This is a genomic window from Desulfobaculum sp. SPO524 (genome assembly GCF_044987625.1).
GTDB lineage: Bacteria > Desulfobacterota > Desulfovibrionia > Desulfovibrionales > Desulfovibrionaceae > Desulfobaculum.
On the sequence record NZ_JBJDSB010000004.1, the window covers coordinates 1 to 17,537 of the forward strand.

Annotated in this window: 12 protein-coding genes and 2 tRNA genes; 10 read left to right on the forward strand and 4 right to left on the reverse strand. The window is 62.0% G+C overall.

Features of this window, described 5'->3' with window-relative positions:
- Positions 1–559: 559 nt before the first annotated feature.
- Complete coding sequence (locus tag ACI3L3_RS13110; RefSeq protein WP_404845591.1) at positions 560–1,300, reverse strand: SGNH/GDSL hydrolase family protein; 741 nt, start codon at positions 1,298–1,300, stop codon at positions 560–562.
- 384 nt (positions 1,301–1,684) lie between these two features.
- Here ACI3L3_RS13110 and ACI3L3_RS13115 point away from each other — a divergent pair, with 384 nt between their 5' ends.
- The 3 genes from ACI3L3_RS13115 (at position 1,685) to ACI3L3_RS13125 (ending at position 6,690) form a co-directional block, all read left to right on the forward strand.
- Complete coding sequence (locus ACI3L3_RS13115; protein ID WP_404845592.1) at positions 1,685–2,983, forward strand: efflux RND transporter periplasmic adaptor subunit; 1,299 nt, start codon at positions 1,685–1,687, stop codon at positions 2,981–2,983.
- A 7-nt stretch (positions 2,984–2,990) separates the two neighbouring features.
- Complete coding sequence (locus ACI3L3_RS13120; protein WP_404845593.1) at positions 2,991–6,059, forward strand: efflux RND transporter permease subunit; 3,069 nt, start codon at positions 2,991–2,993, stop codon at positions 6,057–6,059.
- A gap of 79 nt (positions 6,060–6,138) precedes the next feature.
- Positions 6,139–6,690: a hypothetical protein gene (locus tag ACI3L3_RS13125; RefSeq protein WP_404845594.1), complete on the forward strand. Its 552-nt coding sequence runs from the start codon at positions 6,139–6,141 to the stop codon at positions 6,688–6,690.
- Between the two features lie 82 nt (positions 6,691–6,772).
- On the opposite strand, the gene ACI3L3_RS13130 is transcribed toward ACI3L3_RS13125, so the two are convergent.
- Positions 6,773–8,122 (reverse strand): dihydrolipoyl dehydrogenase family protein, encoded by a 1,350-nt coding sequence (locus tag ACI3L3_RS13130; protein WP_404845595.1) that lies wholly within the window; start codon positions 8,120–8,122, stop codon positions 6,773–6,775.
- 95 nt (positions 8,123–8,217) lie between these two features.
- Here ACI3L3_RS13130 and ACI3L3_RS13135 point away from each other — a divergent pair, with 95 nt between their 5' ends.
- Entirely contained in the window at positions 8,218–9,171 is a 954-nt protein-coding gene (locus ACI3L3_RS13135; protein ID WP_404845596.1) for a DUF1566 domain-containing protein, read from the forward strand.
- Here ACI3L3_RS13135 and ACI3L3_RS13140 read toward each other — a convergent pair.
- Positions 9,168–10,088 (reverse strand): YitT family protein, encoded by a 921-nt coding sequence (locus tag ACI3L3_RS13140; RefSeq protein WP_404845597.1) that lies wholly within the window; start codon positions 10,086–10,088, stop codon positions 9,168–9,170. The genes ACI3L3_RS13135 and ACI3L3_RS13140 overlap by 4 nt on opposite strands.
- 256 nt (positions 10,089–10,344) lie before the next feature.
- Positions 10,345–11,169: a hypothetical protein gene (locus tag ACI3L3_RS13145; RefSeq protein WP_404845598.1), complete on the reverse strand. Its 825-nt coding sequence runs from the start codon at positions 11,167–11,169 to the stop codon at positions 10,345–10,347.
- A 359-nt stretch (positions 11,170–11,528) separates the two neighbouring features.
- On the opposite strand from ACI3L3_RS13145, the gene pheT reads away from it, so the two are divergent.
- From pheT to ACI3L3_RS13175, 6 genes are all read left to right on the forward strand, one after another.
- Positions 11,529–13,928 carry a phenylalanine--tRNA ligase subunit beta gene (gene pheT / locus ACI3L3_RS13150; RefSeq protein ID WP_404845599.1) on the forward strand — a complete coding sequence of 800 codons (2,400 nt, stop codon included), beginning with the start codon at positions 11,529–11,531 and terminating at the stop codon, positions 13,926–13,928.
- 85 nt (positions 13,929–14,013) lie between these two features.
- A complete protein-coding gene (locus ACI3L3_RS13155; RefSeq protein WP_404845600.1) occupies positions 14,014–14,364 on the forward strand; it encodes a MerR family transcriptional regulator in 351 nt (116 codons plus the stop codon).
- A 79-nt stretch (positions 14,365–14,443) separates the two neighbouring features.
- Positions 14,444–15,082 carry a LysE family translocator gene (locus tag ACI3L3_RS13160; protein ID WP_404845601.1) on the forward strand — a complete coding sequence of 213 codons (639 nt, stop codon included), beginning with the start codon at positions 14,444–14,446 and terminating at the stop codon, positions 15,080–15,082.
- A 277-nt stretch (positions 15,083–15,359) separates the two neighbouring features.
- Positions 15,360–17,012, forward strand: a complete 1,653-nt coding sequence (locus ACI3L3_RS13165) for a SulP family inorganic anion transporter (RefSeq protein WP_404845602.1) — start codon at positions 15,360–15,362, stop codon at positions 17,010–17,012.
- 208 nt (positions 17,013–17,220) lie between these two features.
- Positions 17,221–17,297 (forward strand) — tRNA-Pro (locus tag ACI3L3_RS13170).
- 107 nt (positions 17,298–17,404) lie between these two features.
- A tRNA-Thr gene (locus tag ACI3L3_RS13175) sits at positions 17,405–17,480 on the forward strand.
- Positions 17,481–17,537 lie beyond the last annotated feature (57 nt).

Genomic DNA, 17,537 nt, shown 5'->3' on the forward strand with positions numbered 1-17,537 from the left:
CGCGAAGCACAGAAACACCAAAGCATTCGAACGCTTTTAAGCGTTCAGAGCGGCCAAGCCCGTGCCGTCCTCCACCATGCGCCCGCCACCAAGCCCCGCGCACAGCACCCGGTCAGCCCGCCCACACTAGCCTAAAAACCACGCCCGAGACCGCCTCGCACTCACCACCTCTCTTCATCCGGCTCCGGCTGGAGGGGGACGGGTGTCCAGAGGGTGAGGGGGAATCCTGCAAGGTTCCCCCAACACCCTTTGGCCGTCGGAGACACGGCGACAACATACAGAAATACCAACGAAAGCACTTCTCGGCCCCGCCACCATGGCGCATCACCACGGCCTCCATTTCTTCCATCCACTCGCACCTCCCAGCACCTCAGCATCCACAACCTCCGCCAATTCCATCCCCTGCGATCCCCACTGTCTTCACGCCGCCCCTCATCTTCCTTCCTAAAACAAAACACCCACCACGCCTCTCGCGCAGTGGGTGCTCCTCCTCTCCATCTTATCCGAATTCTTCTTGCTCAGTTAATCTTACTTCAATGTCTCCCAACACTGAGACAAATCATTCCTTGCCCCCACCAATTACCCCATACGCTGCATCCGCAAAATACCGATGCGTTGCCGTCATGGGATGCCAGTCATCCCACCACATGAAGCCATTCGCTTTGGGATAGGAGTAGGTGCCGAGCCAAGGGCTGTCGGTGACCTTGAAGGCTCCTGATGTGGCGAGGGTGTTGAAAAGGCCGTAGGCATCGACAGTGTGCAGGGTCACCTCCGGGTATTGCTGCGTGAATCCGCCTCCCCCGTGCAACGCGGCGCCCAGCTTTGCGTTAATGTCGACGACGAGTTGCGCCACCACATCCTTCACATGGGCGTATTCCCCCCTATAAGCCGGGGCGAGGGTGATGTCGGGGAGAGTGCTGACCAGGCATGTCCGCATGCCTTTGTCGGCAAGGCGGGCCAGTGCGCCGATGGTGTTGGCGACCACGTCGCCCGCGTCCGCGCCGCCTTCGTAGATGTCGTTAATGCCGATAAGCATAGTGCACAGGGCCTGCGGCAAGGCGTTGCCTTCGTCACAGGTGTCCACCTGCCATGCGAAGCCGGACCAGTCCTTGGGACCGGAGGTGTTGCCGAGGCCACTTTGCGCGCCGCACCATGCTCTGTCCTCAAGCGGTACGCCAAGACGCGCCGCGAGATGCTCAACCCACACGGGGCCGTTGCTGAGGCGGTTAAAGCCGCAGCCGTTGCTGAATCCGTTGTCCGAAAAACTGTCGCCAAAGGCGATAACCCGCTGAAACGCCATAAAATCTCCGCTGATTGGCCGACGCGATGGAACGGCGTTGATTTCTGATCGTGATCACTTTTCAACCCACGTACCGCGATGCACGCGGAAGTTCAATCCTTGCCGAGGCGGCAGGCGGCGGTTTGCCCTGCCCGCTCGATGCATAAGGTGCAGGTCCGGGCAGGAACGAGGAAGCCCGGCGAGACGTCATGGTCTAGCCATGAACGTGAGCGTTGTGGCGAGGAAGCGGACAGGGAGGGTGTTTCTTGTGGCTCCAGCGTGCTTTGGGGGGAAGTGAAACCTTGGCGCGTAAACGTCTCCTCATTCTTTGTAGAATGTTGTAGTATGCGTGGTGTTTGCATCTTGTGGTATGTGGGATGCGGGACCGGGCTTACGGAACAATGAATGAAGGTGGTGGATATGCGTGTGTGGCACTATGCAGTACTGGCTTTGTTGACGGTGGCGCTGTGCGCTGGGTGTGGCGAGGATGAGGTGCAGCAGCCGGAGGTGGTGCGTCCGGTGAAATCCATGCTCGTTGAGTCGCCCTCTAAGGGCCGGACCTATCGTTTTCCGGGGCGCGTTGAAGCCGCAAAGGAAGTGGAGCTGGCTTTTCGTGTTTCTGGCACGCTGGTCGAGTTGCCAGTGAAGGAAGGGCAGACCGTGGTGCAGGACCAGCTCATTGCCCGGCTGGACCCGCGCGACTTTGAAACGGAAGTGTCCCGCATCGAGAGCCAAATCAATGAAGCCAAGGCCCAACTGGAGGCGATGCAGTCCGGCGCGCGCAGCGAGGACGTTCGCAGTCTTGAGGCCAAGGTGGCTTCGGCTGAGGCGAAGGCCACGGAAGCAAAACTGCAGGCCGAGCGCAAGGCGAAGCTGTTTCAGGACAATGTAATTTCCAAGATGGAATACGACAACGCCGTGGCCACGCGTGATGTGGCGCAGGCGAATCTGGAGGGCGCGCGGCAGGAACTGCGCAAGGCGCGCCAAGGCGCGCGGCGTGAGGATGTGCAGGCAATGCAGGCGAGAATTGCTGGTCTGCGCACGCAGTATAAGCGCGCCATGGACGCCTTGGCGGACTCTGTGCTTCGCGCGCCATTTGCGGGCACGGTGTCGCGGAGGTATCTGGAGAACCATCAGGAAATCTCCGCACGCACGGCGGTGGTGAAGCTACAGAACCTGACGGATGAGGTCCAAATCGGCATTGATGTTCCGGAAAGCATTATTGCCCACGGCGAGCGCGGCGAGGCAGAACTTTTTGTGTCTTTTGAATTTTTGCCGGGTGAGCGCTTTCCGGCCGAGGCAGTGGAAGTGGGAACCGAAGCGGACCCGGCGACGGGCACCTTCCCGGTCAAGTTGGTTATGCGGCCCCGCAACGGCACCGAGCGCTTTAATGAAGACCGGCGCGGGACGAACATTCTTCCCGGTATGACTGCGGTCGTGGAGGCTGTGACCTATCCGCCCAAGCAGGATCAGGACGCGCCGCTGCGGGTGCCGGTGCATGCCGTGGCCGCGGACGCTGATGGCCGCCCGTATGTGTGGGTGGTCACCCCCAAGGACAACACGGTGCACAGACGGCCCATCATACGCGGCAGGCTTGAGGGAAGCAGCATTGAGGTCATATCCGGCCTTGCGGTGGGCGAGCGGATTGTGACGGCTGGCGTGGATTATCTGGTGGAAGGCCAACACGTCCGGATTGGCGAGTAGGTGCGTCATGAGCATAGCTGAATTTGCCATACGTCGCAGAACCGTGACCCTTGCCCTGTGCGCCGTCATCCTGCTGGGCGGGCTGTATGCCTACGAAAAGCTGGGGCGCCTTGAAGACCCGGAATTCACCATTAAGGACGCCGTGGTCATTACCGCCTATCCGGGAGCCTCAGCGCGCGAGGTGGCGGAGGAGGTGTCTGACGAGATTGAAACGGCGGTCCAGCAGCTAGCCCAGCTTAAGGAAATCACATCTATTTCACGTCCGGGGCTGTCCATTGTGACCGCGCGGGTGAAGGATAAGTTTGGGAAAAGCGAAATTCCGCAGGTGTGGGATGAACTGCGCCGCAGAGTGCTGGACGCCCAGCCCAAGCTGCCCCCCGGCGCGTCCACGCCGCAGGTGAATGACAACTTCGGGGACGTGTTCGGCATTTTGCTGACGGTGTCTGGCGAAGGCTACACCTATGAGGAATTGCGCCGCTATGTGCAGTTTTTGCGGCGCGAGCTTTTGCTTGTGGACAACGTGGCCAAGGTGGAGCTGTGGGGGCTTCAGGAAGAGGCGATCTTTATTGAATTTTCGCGCTTTAAGCTGGCGCGGATGGGCGTCAGCCCGGATGTGTTTGTGCAGGCGCTGGCGACGCAGAATCTGGTATCGCCTGCCGGGTCTGTGCAGGTGGGGCCTGAGCGCGTGCGCATCAGCCCCACGGGGGAGTTGCTGTCCGTGGAGGACATTGCAAGCCTGGAGGTGCGCGACCCGGCATCGAACCGGCTTGTGGCGCTCAAGGATGTGGCCACGGTGTCGCGGGGCTATGTGGACCCGCCGGACCATGTGCTGCACTTTGACGGCAAGCCTGCCCTGTCCATTGGCATTTCCGTGGCCCCCGGCGGCAATGTGGTGAAGCTGGGCGATGCGGTAAAAGCCCGCATGACGCAGCTGGAGCAGTACCGTCCTGTGGGTATGGAAATCGGCGTGGTGAACTTTCAGCCCGATGACGTGCGCAAGGCCGTGGATGGCTTTGTGGTGAATTTTATAGAAGCGCTGGCCATTGTGGTTGTGGTGCTGCTTGTCTTTATGGGGCTGAAAAGCGGGGTGCTAATTGGCGTGGTGCTGGCGCTGACGGTGCTGGCGACCATGATAGCCATGGACATGATGTCCATAACCCTGCAACGCATCTCCCTTGGCGCGCTGATTATTGCCCTTGGTATGCTGGTGGACAACGCCATTGTTGTGACCGAGGGCATGCTGGTGCGCATCGAGTCCGGTGTGGACCGCATCAAGGCCGCCAATGAGGTGGTGGGGCAGAATATGATGCCGCTGCTTGGCGCAACGGTCATCGCCATCTTGGCCTTTGCCGCCATTGGTGGGTCCTCGGACGGCACGGGCGAGTATTGCCGCTCGCTGTTTCAGGTGATGCTGTTGTCGCTGTTTATTAGCTGGGTACTGGCTATTACGGTGACGCCGCTTTTGTGCACCATGGCGTTTCGGCCAAAGGCCGGCGGCGGGGACGGGAGCGACGCCTACTCCGGGCGGCTGTTTACGGTGTACCGCCGGTTTTTGGAGGCCGCCCTTGCGTGGCGCTGGCAGACGGTGATTGTGCTGGTGGTGCTGCTGGTTGGGGCGGTGCTGTGGTTTGGCACGCTCAAGAACAGTTTCTTCCCGCCGTCCACGCGTCCGCAGTTCCAAATCCACTATTGGCTGCCCGAGGGGACGGATATTACGCGCACCGTTGCGGATATTTCCGTCATTGAGGACAAGCTGCTGGCGGATGAGCGGGTAACGTCCACGGCCTCGTACATCGGCAAGGGCGCAACGCGCTTTATGCTGGTCTTCGGGCCGGAGCAGTCGCAGTCCAAGGCCTATGGCCTCATCCTTGTGCGGGTGCATGACTATAACGACATTGACGGGCTTATTGACGAGTACGGGGCGTACTTGGCGGAGCGTTTTCCTGATGCGGAGCCAAAGCTGGATAAGTTCGTTCTTGGTCCCGGCGGCGGCTACGATGTGGAGGCGCGCTTTTATGGCCCGGACCCGGCGGTGCTGCGTACGCTGGCCAACAGCGCCAAGGATGTGTTCCGTACCTCGGCGAAGGCCACAGCCATCCGCGACAACTGGCGGCAAAAGAGCATGGTCCTGCGCCCGCGCTTTAACGAGACTATGGCGCGGCAGAACGGCATCACCCGGCAGGACGTGCTGGAAACGCTGGAGTCGGCCTTCACGGGCAGCCGCATAGGCGTGTACCGCGAAGGGGACGACCTGCTCCCCATTATTGCGCGCTCCAATCAGGAACTGCGCGATGACGTGGCCCATATCAGCGAACTGTACGTGTGGAGCTCCCTCACCCAGACCATGGTGCCCATCACGCAGGCGGTCACGGGCTTTGACGTGCTGTGGGAGGATACCCTCATCCGGCGCGAGAACCGCAAGCTGGTCATCACCGCGCAGTGCGACGCCGTTCCCGGCGCGCTGGCGAGTGAGGTGTTTCAGGAGGTTCGGGCAGGCGTGGAGGCCATTGACCTGCCCTTTGGCTACACCATGGAGTGGGGCGGCGAGTATGAAAGCTCGCGTGATGCGCAGGAGTCCCTTGCGGGGCTGATTCCCATCACCATCATTGCCATGGTGCTTATCGTCATCATGCTGTTCAACGCCCTGCGCCAGACGGTCATCATCTGGCTGACCGTCCCGCTGGCGATTATCGGGGTGACCTTTGGGCTGGCGGTGTTTGACCTGCCCTTTGACTTCATGGCGATACTGGGCTTTTTGAGCCTTATCGGCATGCTCATCAAGAACGCCATTGTGCTCATTGATCAGATTGATTTTGAGCGGCAGGGGGGCAAGGCGGACTATCAGGCCATTGTGGATTCGGGCGTCAGCCGTCTGCGGCCTGTGTGCATGGCGGCCATTACCACGGTGCTGGGCATGCTGCCGCTGTTGCAGGATCCGTTTTTTATCTCCATGGCGGTGACGATTATGTTCGGCCTCAGCTTTGCCACGGTGCTGACCCTCGTGGTGGTGCCGGTGCTGTACGCGCTGTTCTTTGGGGTGCGTGGGCCGGAGGCGGCGGTGTCAGGGACTGATTAATGCGTGGATTCTTGCCCGCATGTGTGGGCTGTGCTACGTCACCAGTATTCAACGAAATTGACGTCGGAGGTGAGATCGCATGAGTGTTGACGGATACATCCTGTACAGTGGCGGCGCACGCGGCGCGGAATCCTGCTTTGGCACGCTTGCCGAGCGGTATGGCATTCAGGAAGTGAACTACAGCTTTGACGGCCACCAGACCGAACGCACCAGAGGCATCCGGACCCTGACCACCGAGGAGCTTGCCCTCAAGGACGTGAGCCTGACCTATGTTTCACGGCTGATGAACCGTAAATTCTCGCGCGCTCCCCTGTTCCGCAAGGTGCTCCAGAGCATCTGCTGGCAGGTGGCCAGCGGGCACGAGGTGTTCGTGGTCGGCTCCATTCAGGAGGACGGCACCGTCACCGGCGGCACCGGCTGGGGCGCGGAGTACGCCAAAATCTGCAACAAACCCCTCTACGTCTTCGATCAAAGCAAGGATGCGTGGTTCAAATGGGCCAAAGCCCAGTGGGAGGAAGTGAAGGAGCCTGTTGTGGGGCACCATCATTTTGCCGGAACCGGAACGCGCTTTCTTGAGGAAAATGGCAAAAAGGCGCTGGAGGACTTGTTCTTCCGCAGCTTCGGCAACTAAGCCGTAGCGCAAGCGCCCCCAGGAACCACAAAGCCGCCCGGTCTGCATGCAGGCCGGGCGGCTGTCTTTTATGGTTTTGGATTTAGCGGAACATATACTTCATGGCGTAGCCAAAGGACGGGTAGGCCCACAGCATGGAGCGCAGGTCGTCGATGGAGACCTTGGTGCGCATGGCAAGGGCAAAGAGGTTCACCATTTCCTCTGCGGCGTCGCCAAGGACGTGCGCGCCGAGGAGTTGGCGGTTGTCCGCGTCGATGATGAGCTTGAACCCGGCGCACTTTTGCCCGATGCGTTCATACTCGGACCAGCCCGAGGCGTTGCCGGTGACGATGTCCACCGTGCGGCCCTGCGCGGCGGCTTGCTCTTCCAGCAGGCCCACGGCGGCAAGGGGCGGGTAGGTAAAGAGGGCGTAGGGGATGGGCCCGTATTCCATGGCCTGCGGCGTGTTGCTGAGCAGGTTGTGGATGACGGTGTCGGCCTCCTTGGCCGCAACCGGGGTGAGGGGCATACCGCCCGCGATAACGTCCCCCGCCGCGTAGACCGCCGGATTGGTGGTGCTGCGCAGGGTGTGGTCCACGGTGACGGCGCCCTTGTCCGTGGCGACGTTCGCGGCCTGGAGGTTCAGGTCCGCCGTGGCCGGAATGCGCCCTGCGGCCTGCACAATGAGGTCCGCCGGAAAATGCTCCGCGCCGCCGGGACCGGCATGCAGGACAAACCCGTCGTCCTCGGCGGTGATGCTGTGGGGCGGCAGGTCCGTGAGGATGGTGACGCCCTGTGAGCGCATGTGGTCCATAAGGCGCTGGGCAAGGTCGGCGTCAAAGGGCCTGAGCACCCGGCTGCTGCGGTGGACGATGGTGACGTCCGCACCGGCCGCGGCGGCGATGTGCGCCATCTCAAAGGCAATGAACCCGCCGCCGATGAACACGATGCGCTCCGGCAGGGCGGCAAGTTCCAGAAAGTCGTCGCTGGTGACGGCGTGCTCGCCGCCGGGAATGTCCAGCATGCGGGGCACGGCGCCGGTGGCGATGCAGATGCGTTCGCCCTCCAAGATGGCGGAGCCGGTGTCTACGGTGTTGGGGCCGGTAAAGCGGGCGCGGCCCTTGTGGATGTCCACACCGTTTTTGGCGTGCACGGCCTCGATTTTGTCCGAGATGGTGTCCGTGAAGGAGCGCTTGAAGGCCATGAGTTCCTGCCAGTCGATATGCGCCTGCCCCACCACGCCAAGGCCTGCGCTGTTGTGCAGGCGCTCGGCGGTTTGGATGACGTCCACCATCATTTTTTTGGGCTCGCACCCGCGCAGGGGGCAGGTGCCGCCGAATCCGTCGTGCTCGATGAGGGCGACGGTGCGCCCGGCCTTGTGACAGCGCGAGGCAATGCGTCCGCCTGCAGCGCCGGAACCTATTACAATCACATCGTAGTGTTTGGTGCTCATGGTTTTCGAAGCTCCTTTTATGCAGTAGGGTACATCATATGACACAGCATTCAACCCCTCAGCATACTGCAAAAAGTATACGGCGTGTACCTGTTTTGGCAACGGGGCAACAGTCCTGCCATGATGTGTCCGGCGCGGACATTCCGTGTTCCGGCTCCGGGCAGGATGCCGAAAGCGCTCCGGGCCTGCCGTGGCCCTCGCCCCGGTTTGTGGCGCAGGGTGACACCGTGCGCGACGCGCTCACCGGCCTTGTCTGGACCGCCAACCCCACCCCGGCGACCTTTTCCATGCCGTGGGACGAGAGCCTTGCCTTTGTGGAGCAGATGAACGCCGAGGCCTATGGCGGGGTGACCACGTGGCGCATGCCGGGGCGGCGGGAGCTTTTTAGCCTTGTCAGCTTTGCGGACCGCCGTCCGGCCCTGCCCGGAGGGCATCCCTTTGGGCGGGTGTTTCTGGGCTGGTATTGGACCTCCACCACCTTTGCCGGAGCGCCGACCCATGCGTGGCGGGTGCATATGGAGGGCGGGCGGATGTTCTACGGCCGCAAGGGCGAGGATTCGCTCCTGTGGCCCGTCAGCGGCGAAAGTGCCGTCCTGCCGGAGTCCGGCCAGCGGGACCTGTATGACCCGGCCGGACGGGACGCCCAGCATGGCGCGTCACTGCCTGCGCCGCGCTTCAGCCCTGAGGGTGACGGCGCGGTGCGCGATGCGCTCACAGGCCTGCGTTGGCGGCGCGCTGCGGACTTGTGCGGCGAGGTGGCGTGGGCCGAGGCCTTTGCACAGGTGACCGAGCTTGCCCGCCGCGAGGACCGTCCGTGGCGTCTGCCCACCATCCGCGAGCTGGAGAGCCTTGCCGATGCGTCCCGCTCGTTCCCGGCCCTTGCCGCAGACCATCCCTTTGGCGACACCGCCGACGCGTATTGGTCGTCCACCACCAGCAGCTTTGAGACGGATTGGGCCATGGCCTTTTACCTTGGCAAGGGGGCCGTTGGCGTCGGGCACAAGGGCACGGCGCGTTTTGCGGTGTGGGCCGTGATGGATGCGGATTAATTGTCTGTCAGCTTGAGGTTGCCGTAGCCACCCCAAGCCTGCTGCACCACGCCGATGACCACAAGGGCGTCCGGGTCAATCTGCGAGATCATAAACCGCAGGTCGCTCACGCGGGAGCGGCGCACCGTGCAGTAGAGCATGGTGCGGACTTCCTTGGAGTAGCCGCCTGTGACTTCCCACATGGTGACGCCGCGCTGCATCTCGTTGACGAGGGCGTAGCGGACCTGCTCCGGCTTTTTGGTGATGATGATGGAGGTGCGCAACTGGCTGGAGCCTTCCATGGCAAAGTCCGAGAACAACCCGTTCATGACGAGGGAGAAGAGCGCCAAGAGGGCCATTTCCCAGTTGTAGACAAGCCCGCCAAGGCAGATGACGCCAAGGTCCGTGAACAGGTAGACCTGGCTCATGGGGTAGCCGGTGAAGTTATGGATAATGCGCGCGGGGATGGACGTGCCGCCGATGGTGGAGCCAAAGCGGAAGATGATGCCGCTGCCAAGGCCGAACAGCACGCCCGCGTACAGGCTGGCTAAGAATTTATCATGCGTGATGGGGTAGGGGGCAAGCAGGCCCGGCATGATGTTCAGGAACAGCTCCACAAAGGCGGAAAAGGCAAACACCGCCATGATGGAGGAACTCAGAAAGCGCCAGCGCCCCAAGTACACAAAGCCCAGCATCAGGAGGGGAATGTTCACCAGCCAGATGACGATACCCTCGGACAGCCCAAAGGTGTCGCTCAGGATAATGGCAAGGCCGGAGATGCCGCCAGCCGTGATGTTGTAGGGCACCTGAAACAGCACAAAGCCAAGAGCCGCAATGGCGCAGCCCATCAGCACCATAATGGTGCGGAAGGTGAAGCGGCGGATTCTGGTGGCGAGGGGGAGTTCCAGCTTTTTTTTAATCTTTTGGCGCGTGTTCATGGGTGCAGGCTCGTTGCGGTTAAGGGGCTGTGATAAAAGAGTGCGCTGCAGCGCTTCTGGGTGACGTCTGGTCCCCCACGCCGCAAAAAGGCGTGCAGGCTGTGCCGTGGCCTTGTACGGGGCGGGCGCGGCATCATTATGCAGTCCACGCCTGATGTGGTGCGACGCCGTGCATAAGAACAGGCCATGGCCCGGGGGCACGCTCCACGTGTAGCATTATTTTGTCCGGGATGACAGGGGGATGCGGGGCGCGTCCCTATTCCGCCGTAGCGCGCTCGTCCGCATAGCGGGAAAGGCCAAGGCGCGTAAGCTCCGGGACGAGCTGGTCGTAGTTGTCGATGATATCCGAGAGGGCGTCCGGGCTGACCTTTTGGTAGTCCGTGGTCACCGGAGCCTTGGCCGGGTCAATGCCAAGGAAGGGAAACAGCTTCGTCTGCGTCTGCGGGGAAAAGGTGTGTGCGCTGCCCCGCACATGCCCCACCATGTCCTCATACGTGATTTCCACGTGCTCAAAGTCCGAAACAATGGCCCGAAAGCGTTGCTTGCGTTTTTCCAGTTGCACCAGTGTGCCCAGCAGGCGCTTGGTCAGCGTGACGGTGAGCGTGGTTTCGCCGGTGCGGACAAAGCCGTCGTACTCGCGCATGGGCAGGGTGCCTGTGTCCACACCACGGTTGCGGCACGCCAGCAAAAAGGCCGAGATGTGCGCGCGCAGGGTGTTGGTGCGGATGAGGTGGACCACCTTTGGCGGGTGCGTGGAAAAGTAGCCGGAGACAAAGGCCAGGCGGTCCCAGAAGTCGTACTTGATGTCCATGCCCACGATGCTGTGGCGGGCCATGCTGTCGAAGGTGGCGTCGATGAAGCGGCGGGCAAAGGCGTTCATATTGCGGAAGGTGATTTGCGCGGGGTCGCGCATGACGGCCTTGTGCCACTGAACGTAGAAATTCTCTTCCCTGTCCGGGCGGAAGGCCCAGTCGTCAAAGAGCGCTTCGCCGAACATATGCACGTCCGGGTGGCTGTTGAGGGCGCTGCGGAAAAAGTTGGTGCCCGAACGGATGGCGGCCAGCAGGATGAAGCGCGTCATGGACTCCTCACGGCTTGGGGCATGGGTAATACATACAGTATATATGGGGGCTTTGGCGCGGCGTCAACGCGTGTGCATTCCGGGCCGCGCCGCCGTGGTTGATAAACGTTCTATTTAGCGGTATGCAGGGCAGTCCTGCTGTGTGCCCTGTACTGGCTCCGCCAGAGCCGCCACGAACCGACTTCCCACCGGCCATGCGGCCTTCCTGACGGGCTTTGTCCATGTAGGAACGGCGCCGCAGCATTTCCAACGTGATGACGCTTTTTGCTGGATAACACCACCACCGGCCACCCCGGTGGACAATCTTCATCTTTCTTATGGCCCCGCGGGCAAGCCGTCCGGGGCTGCCGGAGGCGAACATGCTCCTGAGTCTGAACTGGTTGCGCGAGTTCGTTCCGTTCACGGGAACGGACGAAGAGCTGGCCGACAGACTGACCATGCTCGGATTGGAAGTGGAGGAGGTCAGCCACCCCTTCGCCCATCTTGAGAATGTTGTGGTCGGTCATGTGCTGGAGTGCGACAAGCACCCCGAAGCCGACAAACTGTCCGTATGCAGTGTGGACGTCGGCGAAGACGAACCCCTGCCCATCGTTTGCGGCGCGCCCAACGTTGCCAAGGGCCAGAAGGTGGCCGTTGCCAAGGTTGGCGCAGAGCTGCCCGGCGGGTTCAAGATCAAAAAGGCCAAGCTGCGCGGTCAGGTCTCCAAGGGCATGATTTGCGCCGAGGACGAAATCGGCCTCGGTGACAGCCACGCCGGCATTATGGTGCTGGACGAGGCCCTTGCCGTGGGCACCCCCCTTGTGGACGCCCTGAATCTCGACACCACCGTCTTTGACCTGGGCATCACGCCCAACCGCGGCGACTGCCTGAGCATGCTCGGCATTGCGCGTGAGGTGGCCATGGCCTACGGCCTGCCCCTGACCCTGCCGGAATGCGCCCTTGAGGAAGTGGCCGAGTCCGCCGCGGACCAGTTGACTATCCAGATTGACGACCCCGCGCTGTGCCCCCTGTATCAGGGCCGCATTTTGAAGGGCGTGCAGGTTGGTCCCGCTCCGGCGTGGATGCGCTACCGCCTTATTGCCGTGGGCATGCGCCCCATCAACAACATTGTGGACGTGACCAACTACCTGCTCATGGAGCTTGGTCACCCCTTGCATGCCTTCGACCGTGCCAAGCTGGCGGGCGATACCATCCGCGTGCGCGCCGCCGAAGACGGCACCGCCTTCACCACGCTGGACGATGAAAAGCGCGACCTGCTCGGCAGCGACCTGCTCATCTGCGACGCGGAAAAGCCCGTTGCCCTCGCCGGCGTTATGGGCGGCGCCAACTCCGAAGTGTCGGACGCCACCACCGACGTGGTGCTGGAATGCGCCGTGTTCGATCCGCCCACGGTGCGCAAGACCGCCCGCCGTCTGGCCCTGCACAGCGAGTCGTCCTTCCGCTTTGAGCGCGGTGTGGACCAGGGCAACGCCCGCTTTGTTGCGGACCGTGCCGCCAGTCTGATGGCCCAGCTTTCCGGCGCACAGGTGCTCTCCGGCGTGGCCGTGGCCGAGCCCACCCCGTGGGAGAACCGCACCCTGCGTTTCCGCCCCGCCCGCTGCAACAGCCTGCTGGGTGTGGACCTTGACGCCGAATTCTGCCGCACCACCTTTGAGGGCCTTGGCTGCTCCGTGGATGCCTCCAATCCCGAGGACTGGACCGTTGTGGCGCCCAGCCACCGCCACGACCTTGAGCGCGAAGTGGACCTCTATGAGGAAGCCGCGCGCGTGTACGGCATGGACCGCATCGAGGCCGTACTGCCCCGCGTGTCCAAGTCCCTTGACGGGTTGGCCCTTGCCGACCGCCGCTACGCCTTCACCATGCAGCTCAAGCACTGGGCGCGTGGCGTTGGCCTGAACGAGGCCGTGAACTACAGCTTTGTCGGTCACGAGGATTTGGATTTCTTCAATCTGCCGCAGGACAACCGCGTGCCGGTCATGAATCCGCTCTCCGAGGAGCAGAACGTGATGCGTACCGCGCTGGCTCCAGGCCTGTTGCAGAATGTGCGTACCAACGTCGGCCACGGCTCCGCCCGTCTGCGCCTCTTTGAAGTCGCCAAGGTGTTCTGGGCCGATGCCGAGTCCGAGACCACGGCCACGGAGCCGACCCGCCTCGGCATGCTGGTCTACGGCCGCCGCGAGCGTGAGCGCTGGCCTTGGCCCGAAGAGGAAAACGCCGCCTACGCGGACATCAAGGGCATGGTGGAGCACCTGCTCCAGCATCTGGAACTGCCCGGCGCGCAGTATCGCCTGAAGGACGGCCACCCCTATCTGGCCCCCTGCGTCGAGGTTGTCCTTGATGATGAGGTTATCGGCGAAATGGGCCGCATCAAGCCCGAAATCGCGGATACCTACAACGCCCGCCGCGAGGTGTGGATTGCCGAACTGGACGCCGACGCCCTGCAGGAATGGCACGAAGGCGTGCTGCCCGGCTTCTCGCCGCTGGCCAAGTTCCCGCCCATCAAGCGCGACATCACCTTCATCGCTCCCGAGACGCTGACCGCCGGCGCGGTGGTGGACGCCGTGCGCGGCGTGCAGGAACCCCTGCTGGAGGACGTGGTGCTGGTGGACTGCTACCAGCCCGAGGACGCGGAAACCCACAACCTTACCGTGCGCCTGACCTACCGCCACGCCGACCGCACCCTGAAGGACAAGGAAGTCGAAAAGCGGCATTCCAAGGTCGTTAAGAAGGTGCTGGACGCGCTTCCGGTACACGTCTAGAATATCTTGATAATCCGGCGGTCCGGACCGTTGTGGTCCGGACCGCATTTCCCAAAAGCGTACACGACAGGTTGGAGAGTGGACCATGGGCCGGACCTACCGCATCGGGCAGGCAGCTCGGAAGCTCAATCTCAACACCTCCGTGCTGCGGTATTGGGAGTCCGAATTTCCGCAGATACAGCCCATTCGCACCCGCAAAGGCCAGCGGCTGTACACCGATGAGCACATCGAACAGCTGACGCTTATCCGGCATCTGCTCCACGAGGAGGGGATGACCATTGAAGGGGCGCGTAAGAAGCTGGAGCGCGACGACGCCATCGCCGCGGCGGAAGCCGCCAGTGACGACGAAACAAGCGCGACCCTCCGGCTGGATGCATTCCGGCGGAGTATGATTGCCGAGCTTGAGGAGATGAAACGCCTCCTCAAGGGTGAATGACCACAACCCGCCCCCGTGGCGGGTTTTTTGTGAGCGATGACATGCGGCGCGCCGCGGTGCGCCGCCCTGAGGAGACGCCATGATTCTTGACGCATACGGCATGCAGCACTGGGCCACCTTCTTTGTTGCGGCCCTACTTTTGAATATTTCCCCCGGCCCGGATATGGGCTTTATCCTTGCCAACACCGTGCGCGGCGGAAAACGGCACGGCTTTGCCGCCATGTTTGGCGTGTGGACCGGTTCGCTGTGCCATACGCTGTTTGCCGCTGCTGGCCTGTCCGCACTGCTTGTGGCATCGGCCACGGCCTTTTCCATGGTCAAATACGCTGGTGCGGCCTACCTTGTGTGGCTGGGTATTCAGGCGCTGCGGTCCAAGGGCGCGTTTGCCGCGCAGGCGGGTGGCGGCCCTGTCGCCTCGCCGGGGCGCATCTACCGTCAGGGTGTGTTCATCAACATCCTCAACCCCAAGGCCGCCGTGTTCTTCCTCGCCTTTTTGCCGCAGTTTGTGGTGCCGGGGGTCGCCCCCGTGCCCATGCAGCTGGCCCTGCACGGGGTGCTCATTATTCTGGTGGCCGCCCTTGTGGAACCGATGGTCATCTTCGCCGGTGACCGCATTACCACCAGCCTGCGCTCCAACCGCCGCGTGTCGCAGTGGTTCGACCGCACCCTTGGCGCGTTTTTCCTCTTCCTTGGCGTGCGCCTCGCCGTCTCGCGCTAAGAGCGCGCCCCTTTGTCCAAAACGCGGCCCGGCATCCCATCATGGGGTGCCGGGCCGTTTGTGTTGCGCCGTACGGGAAAGGGCAGTGCATTGCCCAGTTATTGATAACAGGTTCCCAAGATTCGGGAAAAATGGTGCGCGGGTTGCCTGAAACGTTTCAGCGTCCTACGATGGGCCGTTTTTCCCTTTTGTCCTGCCCCTTCTCACAAGGCACAGAACGCCGGATGGCTGACGTTCGGGGACGGGACCGGTGTTTTAGAAACAGGAACGTAGAGAAATGAGCTACCCCATGAACGCAGTGCGCGGTGACATCTTCGGAGGTTTGACAGCAGGCATCATCGCACTGCCTCTTGCCCTCGCCTTTGGCGTTGCAAGTGGAGCGGGCGCGGCCGCCGGATTGTACGGCGCCATCGCCCTTGGACTTTTTGCTTCCATCTTTGGCGGCACCCGGACGCAGGTGTCCGGTCCCACCGGACCGATGACCGTGGTCATGGGGACGGCTGTCGCCGCCTTCTCGGGGCAGCCCGAGGCCGTGTGTCTGGTCGTGCTGCTGTGCGGTCTGTTCCAGATGCTGTTTGGCGTGTTCCGCCTTGGCGGGGTGGTGAAGTTTATCCCTTATCCCGTCATCTCCGGCTTTATGAACGGCATCGGCGTGATTATCGTGCTGCTTCAGATTCAGCCGCTCATGGGCTGCGAGAGCCTCAAGTCGCCGCTTTTGGCCCTGATGGGTCTGCCGGACGCAGTCGCCGCCATGAATCTGTATGCGGTGGGGCTCGCCGCCGCGACCATGGCCATTGTGTTCCTGACTCCCGCACGCATCTCGCGCGTTGTGCCGTCGCCGCTTATTGCGCTCATCTCCATGAGTGTGCTCGCCTACGCGCTGAAGATGCCCGTGCCCACCATCGGCGCTATTCCGTCCGGATTGCCCGAACTGCACATTCCCGGTCTGCCCCTTGCCGACTGGGGACGCATCGCCACCCTTGGCTTTGCCCTTGCCCTGCTGGGCACCATTGATACGCTGCTGACCTCCATCGTTGCGGACTCCATGTCCAAGGATCAGCACAACTCCAACCGTGAGCTGATCGGCCAAGGCCTCGGCAACATGGTGGCGGGCTTTGTAGGCGGCCTGCCCGGCGCGGGCGCGACTATGCGTACCGTCGTCAACATCAAGGCCGGCGGCACCACGCGGCTGTCCGGCGTAATCCATGCGCTGTTCCTCGTGGCGGTTCTGCTGGGCCTTGGTCCCCTCACTGCCAGCATTCCTCTTGCCGTCCTCGCGGGCATCCTCGTGAAGGTGGGTGTGGATATCTTGGACTACAAACTGCTGCGCCTTGTGCGCAAGGCCCCCAAGCAGGACCTCGTGGTCATGCTGGCTGTGTTTGGCATTACCGTGTTTGTGGACCTTATCGTGGCCGTTGGCGTTGGCGTGGCCCTTGCCTGCCTGATGCTCGCCTACCGCGTTGCCCGCCAGACGCGCATTCAGGTCACCAGCATGGAAGACGACGCCGACCGCGACAAGTACATGGACGCCATCACCGCCAGCGATAAGCAAGTGCGTGTGATTACCATCAACGGCGCGTTCTTCTTCGGGACATCCTCTCTTATGCAGGACAAGGTGGACCGCCTCTATGGAACGCGCTGTGTTGTCGTCAACTGCACCAGCGCGCCGTTTATGGACATCTCCGCCGTGTTCGCCCTGAGCGAAATGCTGGAGAAGCTGGTGGACGAAGGCGTGCGCGTGATGCTTGTGGTGAATGCGGACCAGCGCACCACGCTTGCCGAATGCGGAGCAGGGGACATTCTGCCCGCACAGGACGTCTTCTCCACGCTGGATACGGCCCTGGATGCCGCCCTTGACGCCGTGGCTATAGACCACAAGGACAAGGCCGCGCGCATCGCCGCGTTGCGCTACGCCAGCGCCTCGGCCTAAACGCCATGCATCCCGGCCCGTTGCCCGCCATATTCGGCCTCCGGCGCGGCGCAAAAGCCCCATGATACCGGGCGAGTGCAGGCATGGCGCGGATATGTGGACAGGCCGGGGAGAAAATGCGAAAAAAATGAAAAAGGGCGTTGACATTTGGGCCGATGCCACCTAGATATCTACCTCGCCGCTTGAGAGAGCGGCTTTGAAAACTCGTCGGGATGTGGCGCAGTCTGGAAGCGCACTTGAATGGGGTTCAAGGGGCCGGAGGTTCAAATCCTCTCATCCCGACCACGATGAGATTAAGGCGGGTTATGCAAAAGCATGGCCCGCTTTTTCTGAAAAACGTTGCCGCGCTTCGCCAGACCTCGAAGCCACAACCCCAGTGAGGCAATGATTAAGCCCATATAGCTCAGTAGGTAGAGCGCATCCTTGGTAAGGATGAGGTCAGCAGTTCAATTCTGCTTATGGGCTCCATCCGTCAGTATAAGGCCAGTCCGAAAGGGCTGGCCTTTTTTGCGTTCTGCGCACGGC

Bases quoted from the DNA above. Each gene is read 5' to 3' on its own strand.
- ACI3L3_RS13115 (WP_404845592.1), top strand. From the start codon at position 1,685: ATGAAGGTGGTGGATATGCGTGTGTGGCACTATGCAGTACTGGCTTTG.
- ACI3L3_RS13120 (WP_404845593.1), top strand. From the start codon at position 2,991: ATGAGCATAGCTGAATTTGCCATACGTCGCAGAACCGTGACCCTTGCC.
- ACI3L3_RS13125 (WP_404845594.1), top strand. From the start codon at position 6,139: ATGAGTGTTGACGGATACATCCTGTACAGTGGCGGCGCACGCGGCGCG.
- ACI3L3_RS13140 (WP_404845597.1), bottom strand. From the start codon at position 10,088: ATGAACACGCGCCAAAAGATTAAAAAAAAGCTGGAACTCCCCCTCGCC.
- ACI3L3_RS13165 (WP_404845602.1), top strand. From the start codon at position 15,360: ATGAGCTACCCCATGAACGCAGTGCGCGGTGACATCTTCGGAGGTTTG.
- ACI3L3_RS13145 (WP_404845598.1), bottom strand. From the start codon at position 11,169: ATGACGCGCTTCATCCTGCTGGCCGCCATCCGTTCGGGCACCAACTTT.
- ACI3L3_RS13110 (WP_404845591.1), bottom strand. From the start codon at position 1,300: ATGGCGTTTCAGCGGGTTATCGCCTTTGGCGACAGTTTTTCGGACAAC.
- pheT (WP_404845599.1), top strand. From the start codon at position 11,529: ATGCTCCTGAGTCTGAACTGGTTGCGCGAGTTCGTTCCGTTCACGGGA.
- ACI3L3_RS13160 (WP_404845601.1), top strand. From the start codon at position 14,444: ATGATTCTTGACGCATACGGCATGCAGCACTGGGCCACCTTCTTTGTT.
- ACI3L3_RS13155 (WP_404845600.1), top strand. From the start codon at position 14,014: ATGGGCCGGACCTACCGCATCGGGCAGGCAGCTCGGAAGCTCAATCTC.
- ACI3L3_RS13130 (WP_404845595.1), bottom strand. From the start codon at position 8,122: ATGAGCACCAAACACTACGATGTGATTGTAATAGGTTCCGGCGCTGCA.